General features: G+C 61.4%; 16 protein-coding genes. 11 read left to right on the plus strand and 5 right to left on the minus strand.

Annotated features, from left to right (window positions below; translation table 11 throughout):
- Positions 1 to 51 precede the first annotated feature (51 nt).
- The 6 genes from KW062_RS02935 (at position 52) to KW062_RS02960 (ending at position 7,483) form a co-directional block, all read left to right on the plus strand.
- Positions 52 to 1,809 carry a carbamoyltransferase family protein gene (locus KW062_RS02935; protein WP_027617485.1) on the plus strand — a complete coding sequence of 586 codons (1,758 nt, stop codon included), beginning with the start codon at positions 52 to 54 and terminating at the stop codon, positions 1,807 to 1,809.
- A complete protein-coding gene (locus tag KW062_RS02940) occupies positions 1,793 to 2,923 on the plus strand; it encodes a glycosyltransferase (protein WP_027617486.1) in 1,131 nt (376 codons plus the stop codon). Before KW062_RS02935 ends, KW062_RS02940 begins: the two co-directional genes overlap by 17 nt.
- A complete protein-coding gene (locus tag KW062_RS02945; RefSeq protein WP_105754018.1) occupies positions 2,923 to 3,819 on the plus strand; it encodes an antimicrobial resistance protein Mig-14 in 897 nt (298 codons plus the stop codon). The genes KW062_RS02940 and KW062_RS02945 overlap by 1 nt, the downstream gene beginning before the upstream one ends.
- Before the next feature lie 8 nt (positions 3,820 to 3,827).
- The gene (locus KW062_RS02950) at positions 3,828 to 5,231 is read left to right on the plus strand and encodes a PIG-L deacetylase family protein (RefSeq protein ID WP_105754017.1); all 1,404 of its coding nucleotides are present in this window, start codon (positions 3,828 to 3,830) and stop codon (positions 5,229 to 5,231) included.
- Between the two features lie 85 nt (positions 5,232 to 5,316).
- Positions 5,317 to 6,273 carry a glycosyltransferase family protein gene (locus KW062_RS02955; protein WP_027617489.1) on the plus strand — a complete coding sequence of 319 codons (957 nt, stop codon included), beginning with the start codon at positions 5,317 to 5,319 and terminating at the stop codon, positions 6,271 to 6,273.
- A gap of 109 nt (positions 6,274 to 6,382) precedes the next feature.
- Entirely contained in the window at positions 6,383 to 7,483 is a 1,101-nt protein-coding gene (locus tag KW062_RS02960; protein ID WP_105754016.1) for a glycosyltransferase, read from the plus strand.
- Here KW062_RS02960 and KW062_RS02965 read toward each other — a convergent pair.
- Positions 7,469 to 8,074, minus strand: a complete 606-nt coding sequence (locus KW062_RS02965; protein WP_033866049.1) for a toluene tolerance protein — start codon at positions 8,072 to 8,074, stop codon at positions 7,469 to 7,471. The genes KW062_RS02960 and KW062_RS02965 overlap by 15 nt on opposite strands.
- A 109-nt stretch (positions 8,075 to 8,183) precedes the next feature.
- Between KW062_RS02965 and KW062_RS02970 the strand changes: the two genes are divergently transcribed.
- The 3 genes from KW062_RS02970 (at position 8,184) to hldE (ending at position 12,822) form a co-directional block, all read left to right on the plus strand.
- Positions 8,184 to 9,356, plus strand: coding sequence for an O-antigen ligase family protein (locus tag KW062_RS02970; RefSeq protein WP_027617492.1), 1,173 nt, complete (start codon positions 8,184 to 8,186; stop codon positions 9,354 to 9,356).
- A 15-nt stretch (positions 9,357 to 9,371) separates the two neighbouring features.
- Positions 9,372 to 11,180 carry a lipid A export permease/ATP-binding protein MsbA gene (msbA, locus tag KW062_RS02975; protein ID WP_027617493.1) on the plus strand — a complete coding sequence of 603 codons (1,809 nt, stop codon included), beginning with the start codon at positions 9,372 to 9,374 and terminating at the stop codon, positions 11,178 to 11,180.
- A 217-nt stretch (positions 11,181 to 11,397) separates the two neighbouring features.
- Positions 11,398 to 12,822: a bifunctional D-glycero-beta-D-manno-heptose-7-phosphate kinase/D-glycero-beta-D-manno-heptose 1-phosphate adenylyltransferase HldE gene (gene hldE, locus KW062_RS02980; RefSeq protein WP_105754015.1), complete on the plus strand. Its 1,425-nt coding sequence runs from the start codon at positions 11,398 to 11,400 to the stop codon at positions 12,820 to 12,822.
- Positions 12,823 to 12,870: 48 nt separating this feature from the next.
- On the opposite strand, the gene KW062_RS02985 is transcribed toward hldE, so the two are convergent.
- From KW062_RS02985 to KW062_RS03000, 4 genes are all read right to left on the minus strand, one after another.
- Positions 12,871 to 13,836: a hypothetical protein gene (locus KW062_RS02985; protein WP_027617495.1), complete on the minus strand. Its 966-nt coding sequence runs from the start codon at positions 13,834 to 13,836 to the stop codon at positions 12,871 to 12,873.
- Positions 13,837 to 13,879: 43 nt separating this feature from the next.
- Entirely contained in the window at positions 13,880 to 14,692 is an 813-nt protein-coding gene (locus KW062_RS02990; RefSeq protein WP_105754014.1) for an aldo/keto reductase, read from the minus strand.
- Positions 14,689 to 15,864, minus strand: a complete 1,176-nt coding sequence (locus KW062_RS02995) for an NAD(P)/FAD-dependent oxidoreductase (RefSeq protein WP_027617497.1) — start codon at positions 15,862 to 15,864, stop codon at positions 14,689 to 14,691. The genes KW062_RS02990 and KW062_RS02995 overlap by 4 nt, the downstream gene beginning before the upstream one ends.
- A 90-nt stretch (positions 15,865 to 15,954) precedes the next feature.
- Positions 15,955 to 16,287, minus strand: a complete 333-nt coding sequence (locus tag KW062_RS03000) for a DMT family transporter (RefSeq protein WP_027617498.1) — start codon at positions 16,285 to 16,287, stop codon at positions 15,955 to 15,957.
- A 212-nt stretch (positions 16,288 to 16,499) separates the two neighbouring features.
- Between KW062_RS03000 and KW062_RS03005 the strand changes: the two genes are divergently transcribed.
- The gene (locus KW062_RS03005) at positions 16,500 to 17,390 is read left to right on the plus strand and encodes a LysR family transcriptional regulator (protein WP_027617499.1); all 891 of its coding nucleotides are present in this window, start codon (positions 16,500 to 16,502) and stop codon (positions 17,388 to 17,390) included.
- Between the two features lie 23 nt (positions 17,391 to 17,413).
- Entirely contained in the window at positions 17,414 to 18,694 is a 1,281-nt protein-coding gene (waaA, locus tag KW062_RS03010; protein WP_105754013.1) for a lipid IV(A) 3-deoxy-D-manno-octulosonic acid transferase, read from the plus strand.
- Positions 18,695 to 18,724 lie beyond the last annotated feature (30 nt).

Raw genomic sequence — 18,724 nt, forward strand, 5'->3', positions numbered from 1 at the left:
AATTTCCAGGCGCCCCGGCGCCTGCATGCAGACTAAAGAGGCTAGACCCCTGTGGCATTGACGATTCTTGGCCTGTCCGGCGCCCTTAGCCATGATCCTTCCGCAGCGCTGTACATCGACGGCAAGCTGGTCGCGGCTGCTGAAGAAGAGCGCTTCGTACGCGATAAACATGCAAAGAACCGCATGCCTTACGAGTCGGCGAAGTTCTGCCTGGAACAGGCCGGTATCAAGCCGTCCGACGTTGACGTGGTCGCGATCCCGTTCGCTCCGATCAGTATCTTCGGCAAAGCCCGCTGGCAGTACGCCAAGCGTTACTGGTATGCCCCGGATCGCGCCCTCGATGCGATCCTGATGGGCAACCGTCGCTACAAGCGCTACCGCAACAAGATCGTCTGGTGCCTGGAACAACTGGGTTTTGATCCGAAGAAGATCAAGATCGAGCCAGTCGAACACCACCTGGCCCACGCTTCCAGCGCCTACCACTGCTCCGGTTTCAAAGAGAAGACCGCGATCCTCGGTATCGACGGCAAGGGCGAGTACGCCACGACCTTCTTCGGCTACGGCGAAAACGGCAAGATCCACAAGATCAAGGAATTCTTCGATCCGGACTCCCTCGGCGGCCTATACGGCGCGATCACCGAGTTCCTCGGTTTCGACATGCTCGACGGTGAGTTCAAGGTCATGGGCATGGCGCCGTATGGCGATGCCAGCAAATACGATTTCTCGCGCCTGGCTTCGTTCGAAAATGGCGAGTTGGTGATCAACACCGACTATGCCAACGTCATCGGCCTGCGCCGCTACAAAGAGAAGGGCAAGGGTTACTACTTCTCGCCGAAGCTGATCGAGTGGCTGGGTCCAAAGCGTGAAGGCGATATCGCCGACGAGCCTTACATCCACTACGCCGCCAGCATTCAAGCGCTGTTCGAAAAGATTGCGCTGCAGATGATCGACCACTACCTGGGCGACGTGCTCAAGGAAACCGGCAAGCTGGCGTATGCCGGTGGCTGTGCGTTGAACGTCAAGCTGAACCAGAAAATCATCGCCCGCGATGACGTCAAGGAACTGTTCGTCCAGCCGGCATCCGGCGACGCCGGTACTGCTGTTGGCGCCGCTGCCTATGTGTCCAACGCCCGTGGCGTGCCGGTCGAGAAGATGGAACACGTCTACCTCGGCCCGTCGTACAGCAACGAAGACGTGATCGCCGCGTGCGCCCGTCACGAGAACAAGCCGACGTGGCGCAAGCTCGACAACATGCCGGAGCAGATCGCCAAAATCATGGTCGATGGCAACCCGGTGGCCTGGTTCCAGGGACGCATGGAGTTCGGTCCCCGTGCACTGGGTGGTCGCTCGATCATCGGTTGCCCGAGCGTGGCCGGCGTGGCTGATCGGATCAACCACCAGATCAAGTTCCGCGAGCGCTGGAGGCCTTTCTGCCCGTCGATGCTCGACACCGTAGCGCCACAGATGATCAAGATCGATCACCCGGCGCCGTTCATGACCTTCACCTTCGAAGTGGCTGAAGAGTGGAAGACCCGTGTTCCGGAAGTGGTCCACGAAGACGGTACGTCCCGTGCCCAGGTGCTCAAGCGCGAATACAACCCGCGCTACTACGACATGATGAAAGCCCTGGAAGTGCTTACGGGTAACGGCGTGTCGCTGAACACCTCGCTGAACCGTCGTGGCGAACCGATGATCTGCTCGCCGACGGACGCGCTGAACATGTTCTTCGGTTCCGATCTACAGTACTTGATCATGGAAGACATTCTGGTGGTCAAAGACGGCGCAGACGCTTATGACTCGCTCGGCTGAGCGTCATGTGCTGCAGTTCTGCCACGGCTATGACGGGCCGTTCCTGGACTGCGCCCGACAGTACGCCAGCCTGTTCGCAGGCTCCGGCTATCGCGTGACCACGGTGTTTCTCACCGGGGTTGCCGATACCGACGTCGCCGCCGGTTGTGCGTCTGATGAAGTACTGTTCATGGAATACAGCTCCAAGGCCATTCGTGGCCTGAAGCTGGGGGCGATTGCCGATCTGCGCAAGATCGCCCAATCGCGCCAGTTCAGTTTCTGTATCGCCCACCGCTTCAAGCCGATCTACATCGCCTTGCTCGGTACGGCGTTGCCGGTTATTGGCGTGCATCACGCCTTTGGTGACTACCAGCGCCGCTCGCGCAAGCTGTTCGCGCAGATTTTCCGCAAGCGCCTGAGCCTGCTCGGGGTCTCCGATGCGGTGCGTGATGACATGCGCCGCTGCCTGCCGAAGTGGCCGGCGGCACGCATTCAAACCCTCTACAACCGCATCGATGTCGAGGCGCTGCGAGCCAGTCAGGTGTCCTTTGCCGAGGCGCGGGACGCCTTGGGTCTGTCGCCGGATGCCTGGGTGGTTGGTAACGTGGGTCGCCTGCACCCAGACAAGGACCAGGCGACCCTGCTCCACGGTTTCGCCCAGGCCTTGCCACGTTTGCCTGCCAACAGTCAGTTGGCGATCCTTGGCACTGGTCGCCTGGAGCAGGACCTCAAGGAACTGGCCCGCGAACTGGGTATCGGTGATCGCGTGCTGTTCCTCGGCCAGGTCCCCGAAGCCCGTCGCTACTTCCGTGCCTTCGATGTATTTGCCTTGAGTTCCGATCATGAACCTTTCGGCATGGTGCTACTCGAAGCCATGGCGGCGGGTGTGCCGCTGCTGGCCACGGCCTGTGGCGGGGCGAAGGAAGTGGTCGAAGGCGTGGGCATTCTCTTTCCGCTGGGCGATGCCGAGCACCTGGCCCAGGGCCTGCAACACCTGGCGGCCATGGATCAGCATCAGCGCCAGGTGTGCGCCGAGCTGATGCTTGAACGCCTGCACAAGCACTTTTCCGATCGCGCGGTAGGCGATGCATTCTGGCGTTTGCCGGCGGTCATTGATCTGACGACGAGGGCTTGATGCTCAACCGATTCCAAGGCTGGCGCGAACGCGGCTGGTCCGTTGTCGACGCGTCGACCTATGCCGATGCCTGGCAGCGATGGGGCGGCAGCGTGGCCACTCACCCACTGGTGGTCGAACGCCTGGCCCAACTGGCCGGCATCCCGGTGCGCTACCTGGCCTGGGAACGGTCGGGAGAGCTGAAGGCAGCTATTCCGACCTGGGGCCGCGACCTGGCCCTGTCCAAGGACGTGCTCAAGCGCCACGGCAAGAAAGGCTTGTTCGACCTCGGCAACGCCGAACTGATCCTGCCAGCCGCTGCTGATGCCCAGGCTCCATTGCGCCACCGCGCACGTTATCTCTCGGCGCTCAACGAAGGGCGCCTGGTCGGCCTCAAGCTGCAAGCCGAGCAGTTGGCCATGGCGCGCACCCCGGAAGAGCTGTCAAAGAAGTTTCGCTATAACCAGCGCCGCGAACTGCGTTTGCTGGAAGAGGCGGGTGGTGTGGTGCGTCCGGTCAGCGACTTCAGCAGTCAGGAACTGGCAGCGATCTACTGCGATCTGTTCCAGCGTCGCTGGGGCTTCCCGGCCACTGGTGCGGCGCGCATGGGCGAAGTGCTGGAGTTGCTGCGCGAACTGTTGATCGGCTCGGTGATCTTCCTTAACGACGCGCCGATCGCGATCCAACTGGTGTACCGGGTCGAGGCGCCGCAGTGGATCAGCGTTGAATACATCAACGGCGGCGTCGATCCTGAAACCCGCGAGTTCAGTCCTGGCAGCGTGCTGAGTTTCCTCAACACGCAAAGTGCCTGGGAGCAGGCGCGGGCGCTCGACAAGCCACTGCGCTTCTCGTTTGGCCGCGCCGATCGTGAGTACAAGGACCGTTGGTGCAATCCTGTGCCGGTCTTCACCGTATGAGTGCGCCCATGAGTCGCAAACAGCAATTGCTCAAGCGGCATCGCCGCAATAAACGAATCGGCCTGCTGATCGCCCTCGCGCTGTTGATCAGCCTGGGCGTGCTGGTGGCATGGTGGCTGCCGCTGATAGTGGCAGTCTTGGCTTGGGTGGCCCACGAGGCCTGGTTCGCCGACCACCTGTTCTACTCCCCGCGCGACGATTACCAGTGCAGTTTTCCGCCTTACACGCCGCAGCCGAAGATCCGCCTCGACGGTGAGCGTTTGCTGCTTGACGACGGTGTGATGCTGGCCGACGACACCACGCTGATCCTCGCGTTGCGGGTGAAAAGCGGCTGGTTGGGGCGCTTTCTCGATCCGGCAGTCGAGCTGTTGGGCGGTGATAACCCGGATCGACAAGTCTTCGAGCGTGGCGTCAACGGTTTGCGCTACCTCAACCTCAGCGGTCAGGCGCAGGCGCTTTCGGCGGGTCAGTTGCGCGTGCGCGGACGTCATTGCCAGGTGCACGGCGAACCTTTGCTGTGGTCAGTCGAACAGCCGGACTACCGGCGCCAGCGGGTGATGGTGATCGCGCCGCACGCCGATGATGCCGAGCTGGCGGCGTACGGGCTGTACAGCCAGGCCGATGAAACCTGGATTGTCACCCTGACCGCCGGTGAAATCGAAGCCGAGCACTATCAGCAGATGGGCTTGAGCAGCGTCGAGGCCTCGCGACTCAAGGGGCGTTTGCGTGCCTGGGACAGCATTGCCGTGCCGCGCTGGGCCGGGGTGCCGGCGGCACACTGCGTGCAGTTGGGCTATTTCTGCCTGCAGTTGCCCGCCATGCAAGCTGCGCCGAACCAGCCAATGCCTTCGCGCGAAGCCGGGCTCGATGACATCCGCGGGTTCCGTCAGCTCAATCCGTTCGCCTTGCCGGGCGATCAGGATGGTCGGCCGACCTGGAACAACCTGCTGGCCGACCTGCGTGAAGTGCTGCTCAAGGCGCGACCGCAGGTGATCGTCCTGCCGCACCCTTCGCTTGATCCGCACCCCGACCACATCTGCGCCCAGCAAGCGGTGCTGGAGGCGTTGAAGGGTCTCGAATGGCAGCCCACGACATTGCTCGGCTACGCTAATCACTTGCATGACAATGATCGCTGGCCAATGGGCGATTCCGGGGCTGGCATTGCCTTGCCGCCGGTCTTTGATCCGGCGCAAGTGTTGCAGCCGTACTGTCTGGCATTGTCACCGCAGCAGCAAATCGACAAGGCCATGGCCTTGGGCATGATGCATGACCTGCAGCCCCGCGCGCCGTTCAAGCGGCGTCTGCGTCGGTGCTTGCAACGCTGGTTGGCAGGGCGGCGCGGTTCGCCTTATGGGGAGAATGAATTCTTCCGCAAGGCCGTGCGCCGTCATGAGTTGTTCTGGCGTTTGTAAACATGTATTTCGTGAAATATTTCTGCCGCTACTCTGGGTTAATCTCTGCACTTTTTTGGGGCTGCCGGGCCTCGCAAGGAACACGATGAAGGTTTTATTTCTGGTGCAGAAAGAACAGCGGGCGATCCTCGACCGTCTGTATGAGGGCGTGGCCGCGCATTGCGACTGTGACCTGCGCTGGCTCAGCAGTGACGAGCAGCGCAACCTGCGCGGCTATTTCCGTCGTGAAGTCGATGTATCGCGCTATGACCGGATCATTTTTTTCCTGCGCTTCAAGCAGGAGATTCGCCAAGCCAGTTTCATTCGCACCCTCCCCAATCTGGTGATCCTCGAGCACGACGCCTATCAGAACTACATCCCGTGCAAGTACACCGGCAAGTTCAGCGCGCACTATCGCCGGCTGCCGTGGGCGCGAGTGATCAGTTCGGGTTTTGTGGTTGCCGAGCGCTTGCGTGAAGAGGGTTTCGACGCGGTGTTCGTGCCCAAGGGCTACGACCAGGCCCTGTTGCAGGATCAGGGGCGTGAGCGCGATATCGAACTGGCCTTTGTCGGCAGCACCAACAGCGTCGCCTACAGTGGGCGCAAGGCGTTGCTCGACGAACTGGCGAGTGTTGAACCATTGGTGGTGACCCGTACCAAGTCGGGTGACGAATACCGCGATACCCTCAACCGCATCCGTTTTTTCGTCAGTGCCGACGTCGGCATGGGCGAATTCATGATCAAGAACTTCGAAGCCATGGCCTGCGGCTGCGTGTTGTTTGCCTTCGATCAGGGCGAGGCGGAGAGTCGCGCGCTGGGGCTGCAGGACATGCACAACATCGTGTTCTATCGCGACATTGCGCAATTGCAGGAAAAACTGGCGCAATTGCGCGCTAATCCCGAATTGGCGGCAAGCATCGCCCGCAATGGTCGGGATCTGGCCGTAAACCACTTCAGTTTTGCCCGTGTCGGCGAGCGCATCGTCGAAGAGCTCAAGCCGCCGTTGCGGCCGCGTGCAGACCTGAGTCTGATTGAGCGGTTGCGCTTGAAATTCGGCATTTGACCAAGCGTTCAAGGCATTTGAACGTATTGGCAACTATAACTGGCAAGGATCTGGCACTGTTGAGGTTCAGCAGTGCCGAAAGCCGATGTGTACAAGGGCGTCTCGCTCAATGAGTATCCTCAATGTCATGTGGTCCGGCGGCTCTGCCTTTGCCTCCATCCACAAGGTTCATCGGCAGTTGCTTGACCAGGTGGAGCCGTCCACCGCGATCAATACCTGGCTGCTGTGCGGCGATGCGCAAGGTTGTGCCGCCGCCTTCGGCGAGACCCGTGAGTGGCGCCTGTCTTCCAGCCGGCTCAAGGGTAAGCACCTGTGGAAATTTCTGGTGCCGAGCATGCAGGCCCGCTTCTACCAGGCCCTCAAAGGCAGTGATGTGCAGGTGGTCTTGCTCGACGGCCTGGGCACGGCGCGGGCGCTGTTGCCCGCTTTGGGAAAAATCCCGCACCTGCGTGCCGTGGTGATGTTCCATGGGGAAACCCGCATTCGCCCGGCCGATCTTACGCTGCTCGGACAATTTGATCCCTCCCGACTGACCCTCGCCGCCGTTTCGCAAACCCTGGCTGATTCGCTGCACCGCGATCTGCGGATGCCTGTGGTGGCAGTGCGCGGCGCGCTTGATCCGGTGGATTTCCGTTCGCGACTGTTGACACGCGAACAGGCAAGAAGCCGCCTTGCGTTGCCAGCCGGAGCGCCGGTAGTGGGGGCGGTGGGGCGCCTGGTCGACAACAAGGGCTTTGGTTGTCTGATCGAAGCCTTTGCCACCGCCCGACAACAGCAGCCGCAACTGCGCTTGGTGATTGTCGGCGAGGGGCGTGCGCGACCCGCGCTGCAAGCTCGCATCGATCAGCTTGAGCTGGGCGACGCCATCACGCTGCCGGGTCATCTGGATGATGTCGCCACTCTTTACCCGGCGTTCGACTGGGTGGCGATCCCCTCGCTTGAAGAAGGGTTGGGGCTGATCCTGCAAGAGGCCGTGCTGGCGGGCGTTCCGGTGCTGACCACGGATCTTGCGGTGTTCCGCGAGCAACTGGCGGACGCCGGATGGTACGTTCCCGCGCAAGATGAACGTGCCTGGAGTGCGGCGTTGATCAAGGCGTTAAGTGTCGCACCCGGGCAGATCGCGATGGCCCAGTCCGCGGTACTTTCGGCGCAAAGCGCCTGGCTGGAATTTAGTCAGGCTGCCCGTGAATTATTGTCAGGCCGCCAATAGGGATTTCGCCAATGCTTGCATTGGAAAGCTGTCGTTCAGCTTTTCCCGCTCAATATATCGCGCGAAGTGTTGCAGGTTGCGCTTGACTAGATGAGGGGGCAGCGGCCCGCGAGTGAAGCGCATGTCGGCGACATCAATCAGACCGTATTGGTTATCGGGCGTTACCACGATGTTGCCCAGGTGCAGGGAGCGGAAGTAGACCCCGGCGGTGTGCAGCTCACGAATGAATTTGCTCAACGCAGGCAATGCCTGTTGCCAGTCGAAACCTTCTTTGTTGGCAATCTGGCGCAGGGTCTCGCCGGGCAGGGGACGGTACAGCACCGCCGTCATTCCGGGCGTTTCCAGTCGATGAAACTTGAGGGCCTGAAGGGTCGGGATACCGCGTTTTTCCAGCTGCAGGGCGTTATCGATGAAGCGTTTGGAATACGGGCGAAATAGTGCCGAAGACAGCAGGCGCTTGCGGCGAAACAGCTTGAGAATGTTACCGTCCGGCAGCAGGAAGACTTTCGGGCCGAAGCTGTCGGCTTCAAGTACTCTGGCGCCTTCAACCATCTGATTTAACGCGGCATGGGAAAGCCGGAAGCATTGCATGTAGGGAGCCTTGTAGAAAAATGGGGCGTGCATGCGATCAATGATGCCGAAAAGTTGTTGTTTTAACCATGCCGTGATGGCAGTCGGATTTTTCAGCGGGAGCGGTTAGATGCAGGAAACGCGCTGGGCGCAGGTTTGGATGACGACAGGACTGTTATGGTTTTTGCTCGCCATTGCATTTGCTCCGACCAACAAGATTTATCAGCAAGGCCTGGTGGCGTTTCTCTGGTTGCCGACTCTGTTACTGGCCTGGCCTGCACGACAGCGTTTTGTTGAGCTCTGGCGTGGCCAGCGACTGGTATGCCTGGCGGTCATGGGTTTGGGTGTCTGGGCGATGATTACGCTGCTCTGGACCCAGGATCCCGACCCCTCGCGCGGCGCCAAGCGCGCCCTGTATATCATCGTCTTTCTGTTGTTCTTCCCGATTTTGGCCAATGCCCGCCCTGAACGGGTGATCCGCATCATGCAATGGGGCGGGCTTGGGCTGGCAGTGACCGCGTTGCTGGCGGCCATCGAGTTCTACGGGGTAGACGGCAATCACTGGATGGCGCGCCTGGTCGGCCTCGGACAGTTGGCGCATCCGATCCTCGGCGGCTACGTACTTGGCTTGGCCGCGGTATGGCTGGCGCACTGGATTCCGCCAACCCGCGGCAAGCAACTGCTGTGGCTGGTGGCGCTGGCATTTCTCAGCGGTTTTGTCGTGCTCTCGCAAAGCCGTGGCGCCGCGCTGGCCTTGTTGCTGACGTTCGTGACCATGCCTGTCTGGTGCCGCGATCGGCACAGTCGGCTCATCGCGCTGGGCGCGTTGTTGCTGGCGATGCTGGCGTTCTGGTTGCTGGAGCCGCTGGTATTGGCTCGCGGCACCTCTTTCCGGCCCGAAATCCTGAGGTCCAGTCTGGACATGATTGCCCAGCGCCCTTGGACCGGCCTGGGCATGGGCTCTGGTTATACGGTGTTTGCCGAGGGCATACAGTTCGATCATGCACACAACCTGTTTACCCATATCGCCATCGAACTCGGCTTGCCAGGTTTGCTGTTGTGGTGCGTGCTCTGGTTCGCCGTGCTGCGCGAAGCCTGGCGCGCCCGTGATACGTTGTATGGCCGTGGCATCCTGGGGATCTGGATGTTTTCGTTCCTGGCCATGCAGTTCGATGCGGCAAGCATCAGCGGCACGCCGCGCGCCGAATGGTTCATCAGTTGGCTGCCTGTGGGACTGGCCACCGTGTTGGTTTGGACACAGGCCAAATTCCAAGGCTGTGATAAAATTCCGCGTTCTACCTAAGAAGTGAGCTCTACGATGAGTGCAGCACCGCCCAAAGCGGAACAGGATTCGAGCCTGAAAATCTATTTTCGGCTGCTGGGGTACGTAAAACCCTACGTGGGCATTTTCCTGTTGAGTATCCTGGGCTTCGTGATATTTGCCTCCACCCAGCCCATGCTGGCCGGGATCCTCAAGTACTTCGTCGACGGTTTGAGCAACCCGGACGCGGTGCTGTTCCCCCATATACCGGTCCTGCGGGATTTGAAGTTACTGGTCGCCGTGCCCCTGCTGATCATCCTGATTGCGGCGTGGCAGGGCCTGGGCTCGTTCCTGAGTAACTACTACCTGGCCAAGGTTTCGCTGGGATTGGTGCACGACCTGCGAGTCGAGTTGTTTAACAAGCTGCTGGTACTGCCCAATCGCTATTTCGATACCCACAACTCCGGGCATCTGATTTCGCGGATTACCTTCAACGTAACCATGGTCACCGGCGCAGCCACCGATGCGATCAAAGTGGTGATACGCGAAGGCCTGACCGTTATTTTCCTGTTTGCCTACCTGCTGTGGATGAACTGGAAGCTGACGCTGGTGATGCTGGCAATTCTGCCGCTGATTTCGTTCATGGTCGGCAACACCAGTAAGAAATTCCGCAAGCAAAGCAAGCGCATCCAGGTGGCGATGGGCGATGTGACGCACGTCGCATCGGAAACCATCCAGGGTTATCGCGTGGTGCGCAGCTTCGGCGGCGAGACCTATGAGCAGAAGCGTTTCGCCCGCGCCAGCCAGAGCAATACCGACAAGCAACTGCGCATGACCCGCACCAGTGCCATCTACACCCCGGCGCTGCAGTTGGTGATTTACACCGCCATGGCCTCGTTGATGTTCCTGGTGCTGTTCTTGCGCGGTGATGCTACGGCCGGTGATCTGGTGGCCTACATCACGGCCGCAGGCTTGTTGCCCAAGCCTATCCGCCAACTGTCGGAAGTCAGCTCGACCATCCAAAAAGGTGTGGCGGGTGCCGAGAGTATTTTCGAACAGTTGGATGTCGAGCCGGAAGTCGATAACGGCACGGTCGAACGCGAGCGCATCAGCGGCCGCCTGGACGTGCACAACCTGAGCTTCACCTACCCCGGCACTGATCGCGAGGTGTTGAAAAACATCAGCTTCACCGCGACGCCTGGGCAGATGATCGCGTTGGTGGGGCGCTCCGGCAGTGGCAAGTCGACGCTGGCCAGCCTGATTCCACGCTTCTACCACCATGAAAGTGGCAAGATTCTGCTCGATGAAATCGAGATCGAAGACTATCGCCTGCGTAACTTGCGCAAGCATGTGTCCCAGGTCACTCAGCACGTGACGCTGTTCAACGATACGGTTGCCAACAACATCGCCTATGGCGACCTCGCGGGTGCGCCGCGTGAAGACATCGAGAAAGCGGCAGAAGATGCCTATGCGATGGACTTCATTTCCGAGTTGCCGCAAGGGTTGGACACAGAGGTCGGGGAGAACGGCGTTCTGCTCTCCGGCGGACAGCGCCAGCGTCTGGCAATTGCCCGCGCGCTGCTGAAAAATGCCCCGCTGCTGATTCTCGACGAAGCGACCTCGGCCCTCGACACCGAGTCCGAACGCCACATTCAAGCGGCGCTGGATAAAGTCATGAAGGGCCGTACCACCCTGGTAATCGCCCATCGCCTGTCGACCATCGAAAAGGCCGACTTGATCCTGGTCATGGATCACGGTGAGATTGTCGAGCGCGGCACCCACGCCCAACTGTTGGCTCAAGGTGGGTACTATTCCCGCCTGCACGCCATGGGCCTGGATGAGCCGACCTCGGCGGGCATCGCCTGATCCGTTCCTGGACGGGTTGTTCGCCGGACACGCAAAGTGCCCGGCGAATGATTTATCAGGCTGCGATGCATGCCTCAAAACTTCCGTCATCTGGCAGTTTTGCTCAAGAATTAACCAAATCAACAGCGTGTATTAGCGCGGATGAACCCGGCGAACTAGCCGGCGTTCACCCTGTGTTAATATCGCGCCCCTGTTCATTTTGTATGTGGGTTGCACCATGAAGTTGTCCATGCCGCGATTCGATCAGGCCCCTGTCTTGGTGGTCGGCGATGTCATGCTCGACCGTTACTGGCATGGTGGTACCTCACGGATTTCTCCTGAGGCACCCGTGCCGGTGGTCAAGGTCGATCAAATCGAAGACCGCCCGGGCGGTGCCGCCAACGTTGCCTTGAACATTGCAGCGCTCGGTGCGCCAGCCTCGCTGGTCGGTGTGACTGGTGATGACGAGGCCGCCGACAGCCTGGCCAACAGTCTCAAGGGGGCTGGCGTTCGTGCCCTGTTCCAGCGCATCGCGCACCAGCCGACCATCGTCAAGCTGCGGGTCATGAGTCGTCACCAGCAATTGCTGCGTATCGATTTCGAACAGCCCTTCGCCACCGACGCCCTCGCCCTTGCTGCTGAAGTCGACAGCCTGCTCGAAGGCATCAAGGTGCTGGTGCTGTCCGATTACGGCAAGGGTGCACTGAAGAACCATCAGGCGCTGATCGAGGCCGCCCGTACCAAGGGTATTCCGGTATTGGCGGACCCCAAGGGCAAGGACTTCTCGATCTACCGTGGTGCCAGTCTGATTACCCCGAATCTCAGCGAGTTCGAAGCCATCGTCGGCGGTTGTGTCGATGAGCACGACCTGGTGAGCAAGGGCGCGAAGCTGATGCACGATCTGGAGCTCGGCGCCCTGCTGGTGACCCGTGGCGAGCACGGCATGACCCTGCTGCGCCCGGAGCATCCGCCGCTGCACTTACCGGCACGGGCTCGTGAAGTGTTCGACGTGACCGGTGCCGGCGATACGGTGATTTCGACCCTGGCCGCAGCCATTGCTGCCGGCGAGGAACTGCCGCATGCGGTGGCCCTGGCCAACCTGGCGGCGAGCATTGTGGTGGGCAAGTTGGGTACCGCGTCCATCAGCGCTCCGGAACTGCGTCGTGCGATCCAGCGCGAAGAGGGCTCCGAACGCGGCGTGTTGGGGATTGAGCAGTTGCTGCAGGCGGTCGAGGATGCGCGTGCGCACAACGAATCGATTGTGTTCACCAACGGCTGCTTCGACATCCTCCACGCCGGTCACGTGACCTACCTGGAGCAAGCGCGCGCCCAAGGCGACCGCTTGATCGTCGCGATCAACGATGATGCCTCGGTAAGTCGTTTGAAAGGGCCGGGTCGGCCGATCAATAGCGTCGATCGCCGCATGGCCGTGCTGGCGGGCCTGGGCGCTGTGGATTGGGTGATCAGCTTCCCGGAAGGAACGCCGGAAAACCTGCTGTCCCAGGTCAAGCCGGACGTGTTGGTCAAGGGTGGCGACTACGGGATCGATCAGGTCGTGGGTGCCGACATCGTCAAGGCCTACGGCGGGACGGTGAAGGTGCTGGGACTGGTAGAAAACAGCTCGACCACCGCGATCGTCGAGAAGATCCGCAAGACCGAGTAACGCCATCCATTGCCGCACTGCAGGCTTGCCTGCAGTGCGCTTGAGCCTTCAGCGATTGGCTTTTTTCGGCACCATCTTGCGCAGTATCTGCCGCGCCTTGCCGGTCAATTGGCGCAGTTTCGAATCCTTGCTCGGGGCGACCAGCCCCTGCTGCTTGAGCCAGTCCTTCCAGCGAATCCGTTCATCCCTGACCAGCCAACCCTCCTGTTGGGCGAAGCTTTCCGCCAGATACAGGCCGCGGGTGCTCGCCGGATGCAACTGGTCTTTTTTCAGGGTGTAGAGCTCGGGTAGCGGTTGCCCGTCCTTGAGCGGCATCAGGTACAGGTCCGGGCGCTTGCGGTCGAGACGAGCGACCAGTTGATCACCTTCCAGGCGTTCATCGACGTGGAACAGGCTCAAGGACTTGGCTTCCTTGGGCACGTCGAGGCGCAAATCGTAAATCAACTGCAATGAGGCGGTGGGCAGGTGCACATAGGCCCGTGGCCGCTCGATCAACTGCAGGTTGGCGCAACGCACCGGGCGCGCGGCGCCGGACTCCGGGCTCAGGCGAAACGGCATGGCTTCGCGGTAATGCAGCGCAGAGGCGTAGGGTGCTGGCAGCCAGGTGTCATTGAAGCGCCCGCCGAGCCAGCCCTCCGGGGTTTCCAGCAGGCACTCTTCGGCGATCTCCTGAATGGCGGTGTGCAGCGGCAGGTTCAGTTCGTGGGCCGGAACGTAACCTGAAATCAACTTGAGCACCACGTCACCGCGATCCTGGCGGCGTTGGCGAACCAGTACCCAATAGTCGCGATGTTGCCAGCGCAGGGTCAGGCGCACCGAGACGCCCAGGTTGGCCAGCTCCAGAGCAAAACGCTCGGCATCGGCCACATTCACCGGCCGCCGGCGTTGCAGGGTTTGCGCGAAGTTCAGCGGCATCCCGACGCTTTGATAGCTCAAACCTTCGGGAGTCGCTTCGACGTACAGGGGCAGGGTCTTGAAGTTGCTGGGGTTCTTGCGGATCAGCGTTCGCGGCATGTCGGCTCCTTCTTGCGTCGGGGGCGGCCGCCTCGACGGCGGTTCAACGACTGGCTAGGACTTGAGCAACGGTCGCCACATTGTGGGCGAGGTGCAGCGGATTAATGGTGCCGACAATAGCACTGGCAACCCCGGGTTGGGCGAACAACAACTCGAAACTGGCGCGCACCGGATCGACCCCCGGACTCAGGCATACGTGACCACTGGCCAAGGCCTTTTTCACCAGGATCGCCTTGCCGTGGGCAGCAGCGTAGTCGATCACGGGGCGCTCGGCCTGCTCATTGAGATTGTAAGTGACCATGGCGCAGTCGCCTTGCTCCAGGGCCTTGAGGCCGCCTTCGAGGGTCTTCCCGGAAAAACCGAAGCCGCGAATCTTGCCTTCGGCCTTGAGTGCGGCAAGGGTCTGGTAGACCTCGCTGTCGTTGAGAATCGCCAAGTCGTTGCCGTCCGAGTGCACCAGCACCAGGTCGATAAAATCCGTTTCCAGACGTTGCAGGCTGCGCTCGATGGAGAACCGCGTGTGTGCCGCCGTGAAATCGTGGCGGGACAGGCCATCGGCAAATTCCTCGCCGACCTTGCTGACAATCACCCAGTCCTGACGCTGGCCGCGAAGCAGCGGCCCGAGGCGTTCTTCGCTGCGCCCATAGGCCGGTGCGGTGTCGATCAGGTTGATGCCCAGGTCCCGGGTCAGCTTGAGCAGCATGCGCGCTTCATCATCGTCGGGAATCTGAAAGCCGTTGGGGTACTTGACCCCTTGGTCGCGGCCGAGCTTGACCGTGCCCAGGCCCAGGGGCGAAACCCGCAGGCCGGTGCTGCCCAGCGGGCGATGCAGATCGTGCAGGGTTGCCTGGCTCATGGCAGCAGTTGCTCCCAGGCCGGTACGGCCAACGGCGGTTTTGGCAGGGCCGGCAGGGCGCTCGCAGGGCCGGGCTGGATACCGTCGCGTTGCAGTGCGGCGATCACCCGGTCGGCGAAGTCGGGGGCCAGCGCCAGCTTGGTCGGCCAGCCCACCAGCAGGCGGTCTTGCTCGGCGAGGAAGGCGTTGTCGGGACGGATCAGGCCCGATTGCTGGGGTTCTGCACGGTCAACTCGCAAGGTGGCCCACTGGGCCTGGCTGAGATCAATCCATGGCAGCAGCTGCGCCAGTTCTTTTTGCGCGGTGGCAATCTGCTCGGCTGGCTCGCGAGCCACACCTTCGGCTTCAGCGATGTCGCCGCCGACATACCAAACCCAGTCCCCGTTGGCCGCTGGATGTGTAGTGACAGTTATCCGTGGTTTCGGGCCGCCACCCAGGCAGTGGGCGTACAACGGCTTGAGGCTCGGCCCTTTGACCAGGACCATGTGCAGCGGACGCAACTGCATCGCCGGCTGGCTCAAGCCCAACGCGGCGAGCAGTTCGGCAGTGCCGGCACCGGCACTGAGGACGATGCGTTGTGCGCGGATTTCTCGCTCGTCGACCCGCAGGCCCACCAGGTTACCGTTTTCCATCAAGGGCTGGATCTGCTGCGCGGCCAGCAGGCCGTCTCCGGCCAGTTGCGCCAGACGCTCGATCAGACTGGGTATGTCGACCACCAACTCGGCCAGGCGATAGACCTTGCCCTTGAAGCGTTTGTCTTGCAGGGCGGGTGGCAATTGCTCGCCCTTGACCTGATCGACGCGTCCGCGCACCGCCTTACTGGCAAAGAAGCTGGTGAGGTTGCCGGCCAGGGTGCCGGGTGACCACAAGTAATGGGCGTCGGAGAGCAGGCGCACACCGGACAGGTCCAGTTCGCCATCGCCCGCCAGTGCTTCACGCCAGCGCCGCGGCATGTCGGCAATCGCCTCCGAGGCGCCCGTCAGCGCGCCATGCAATGCGTACTTGGCGCCACCATGGATGATGCCCTGGGATTTGACACTCTGCCCGCCACCGAGGCTGGCACTTTCCACCAGTACCGTCGAAAAACCCTGGCGACGCAGGCGTGCATTGAGCCAGAGCCCGGCAACTCCGGCGCCGACAATCAGGACGTCGGTGGAAATATCGGTGGGCATGGGGCGACCTCAGTGTTCAAGACTAGGGGCGCAGTATACAGGCTCAATGTGCAGTGCAAGCGCTGAGCGCACATCCTCTCGGGCGTTGGATTAATGCCCTGCGGTTTTCGAGAACAACTGAATCACCACCACGCCAAGCACAATCAGCGCCATGCCGAGCATCGCCGGTACGTCGAGTTTCTGCCCATAGATGAACAGCGCCGCGACGCTGACCATGACAATCCCCATGCCGGCCCACACTGCATAGGCCACACCCACCGGCACGCTGCGTACCACCAGGGTCAGCATCCAGAAGGCAATGCCGTAGCCGCAGATCACCAGCAGCAACGGCAGGGGGGTGCTGAAACCCTTGACGGCTTTCATCGAGACAGTGGCGATCACTTCGGCACAGATGGCGATGGCCAGGTAGTAGTAAGCGCTCATTGATCAATCCTCGTATGAAATAGTGGCGGGCTCCCCCTTTCTGAAGGAGCAAGCTTGCTCGCGAAAACTTAAGGACACCGCGTTCATTCAAGATATTCGCGTCATCGTTAACGTTCTTCGCGAGCAACCTCGCTCCTGCATAGGGCGGCATTTTAGAGATTCAACAGATGCGGTAAAGTCATTACCTATCTGAATCAAAGATAGGTTGAGCCATGAGCATCCAATGGAATCTCGAACAGATGCAGCTGTTCGTCAGCGTCGCCGAACAGCGTTCCTTTTCCGCCGTCGCGCGCGACCAGCGCAAGGCGCAATCGGCGATCAGCACCGCGATTGCGCTGTTGGAGGAAGACTTGGGCGTCTGCCTGTTCGAGCGTAGCAGCGGTCGCCAGCCGCGACTGACCGAAGCCGGCAGTGCGTTGCTGGAGGAGGCGCGGGAAGTGTTGCGTCAGTGCGAGCGCCTCAATGGTCGTGCGCAGGCGTTGATGCGAGGGCAAGAGGCGCGTATTCGTCTGGCTCAGGACGAGGCGATGCCCTATCAGCCGGTGATTGAAAGTCTCGAAGCGCTCGCCGAGCAATTCCCCAGCCTGGAGGTGCAGTTGGCCAGCGCTGCGCAGGGCGATGTGGCGCGCAAATTGGTGCAGCGCCAGGCTGACCTTGGCCTGCTGTTCTACCACGAGCAGATCCCCGAGGCGCTTGAGCGCCGAGTGCTGGGCAGTATCGAGATGGTTACCGTGTGCGGGGTGGGACATCCGTTGGCGCTGACGGGCCAGGTCAACTGCCAGCAGATGGCCCAGCATCGGCAGTTGCTGATGGCCACTCATTCCAGCGTGTATCCGGGCAGCGAGCAGGCCAGCCCGCAGGTCTGGCGTGCCGACAGTTTCTACGTGCTGGCGGAATGGCTGATGCGCGGCCTGGGTTGGGGCTGGCTGCCGCGACACGTGGTGCAATATCCGGCCTATCACGGGCAGATCGTCGAGCTGGTCAGTGAATGGACGCCGCCGGCATTGGTAGTGGAGCTGGTCTGGCGCCGTGATGAAACCCTGGGCCCGGCGGCGCGCTGGCTGGCCGAGCGGTTTGCCGTGCAGTTGCGGGCGATCGGCTGAAAAAGCCGATAAACTCCGCCTCCATGAATAGAACCCTGTACACCGCACTGTTTTACCTGGGGCTGCCGCTGGTAGCGATTCGGTTGTGGCTGCGTTCGCGCAAGGCACCGGCCTACGCCAAGCGGATTGGCGAGCGATTCTCCATCGGTTTGCCGGCCATGCAGCCGGGCGGGATCTGGGTGCATGCGGTGTCGGTTGGCGAGAGCATCGCCGCCGCACCGATGATTCGTGCGCTGTTGCTGCGTTATCCACAACTGCCGATCACCATCACCTGCATGACCCCGACCGGCTCCGAGCGGATCCACGCGCTGTTCGCCAACGAGCCGCGGATCCAGCATTGCTACCTGCCATACGACTTGCCCTGCGCGGCGGCAAGGTTTCTCGACCGGGTCCGGCCAAAGCTGGCAGTGATCATGGAAACCGAGTTGTGGCCCAATCACATTCACCAGTGTGCCAAGCGCGGGATTCCGGTGGCGCTGGCGAATGCCCGGTTGTCCGAACGCTCGGCCAGAGGCTACGGACGCTTTCGCAAACTGACCCAGCCGATGCTCGCCGAGATGAGCCTGTTCGCCGTGCAGACCGCAGCCGAAGCCGAGCGTTTTCGCGCTTTGGGTGCCCGTCCGGAGACCGTCGAGGTGACGGGTTCGATCAAGTTTGATCTGAACATCGATCCACAGTTACTGACCCGTGCCACGGCCCTGCGTAAGCAATGGCAAGCCCAACAGCGGCCGGTGTGGATTGCCGCCAGTACTCATGAAGGCGAGGATGAGGTGGTGCTGGCAGCCCATCGACAACTGCTTGCCAGCCACCCGGACGCGCTGCTGATCCTGGTGCCGCGCCATCCGGAGCGCTTCAATTCGGTGTTTTCCCTCTGCCAGCAGCAAGGCTTCGCCACGGTACGCCGCTCAACCGGTGAGGCCGTCGGTGCCGGCACCTCGGTATTGCTCGGCGACACCATGGGCGAGCTGCTGTTTCTCTATGCCCTGGCGGACAGTGCGTTTGTCGGCGGCAGCTTGGTACCGAACGGCGGGCACAACCTGCTGGAGCCGGCGGCGCTGGGCAAACCGGTGCTCAGCGGTCCGCACTTGTTCAACTTCCTCGAGATCGCCGCGTTGATGCGCAATGCCAGCGCCCTGCAGGAAGTGGATGACGCCCATGGCCTGGCTGTGGCCGTGCAGCGATTGTTCGAGTTGCCCCGTGATGCGCAGCAAATGGCCGAGGCCGGATTGCGCGTGATGCGCGCCAATCAGGGCGCGCTGCAGCGTTTGCTGGACGGGTTGGGGCGGTTGATCGACAGAGCGTGAATGTGGCGAGGGAGCCCTCGCCACTGACCG

Origin of the sequence: Pseudomonas fluorescens, assembly GCF_019212185.1 — a bacterium.
Taxonomy (GTDB): Bacteria; Pseudomonadota; Gammaproteobacteria; order Pseudomonadales; family Pseudomonadaceae; genus Aquipseudomonas.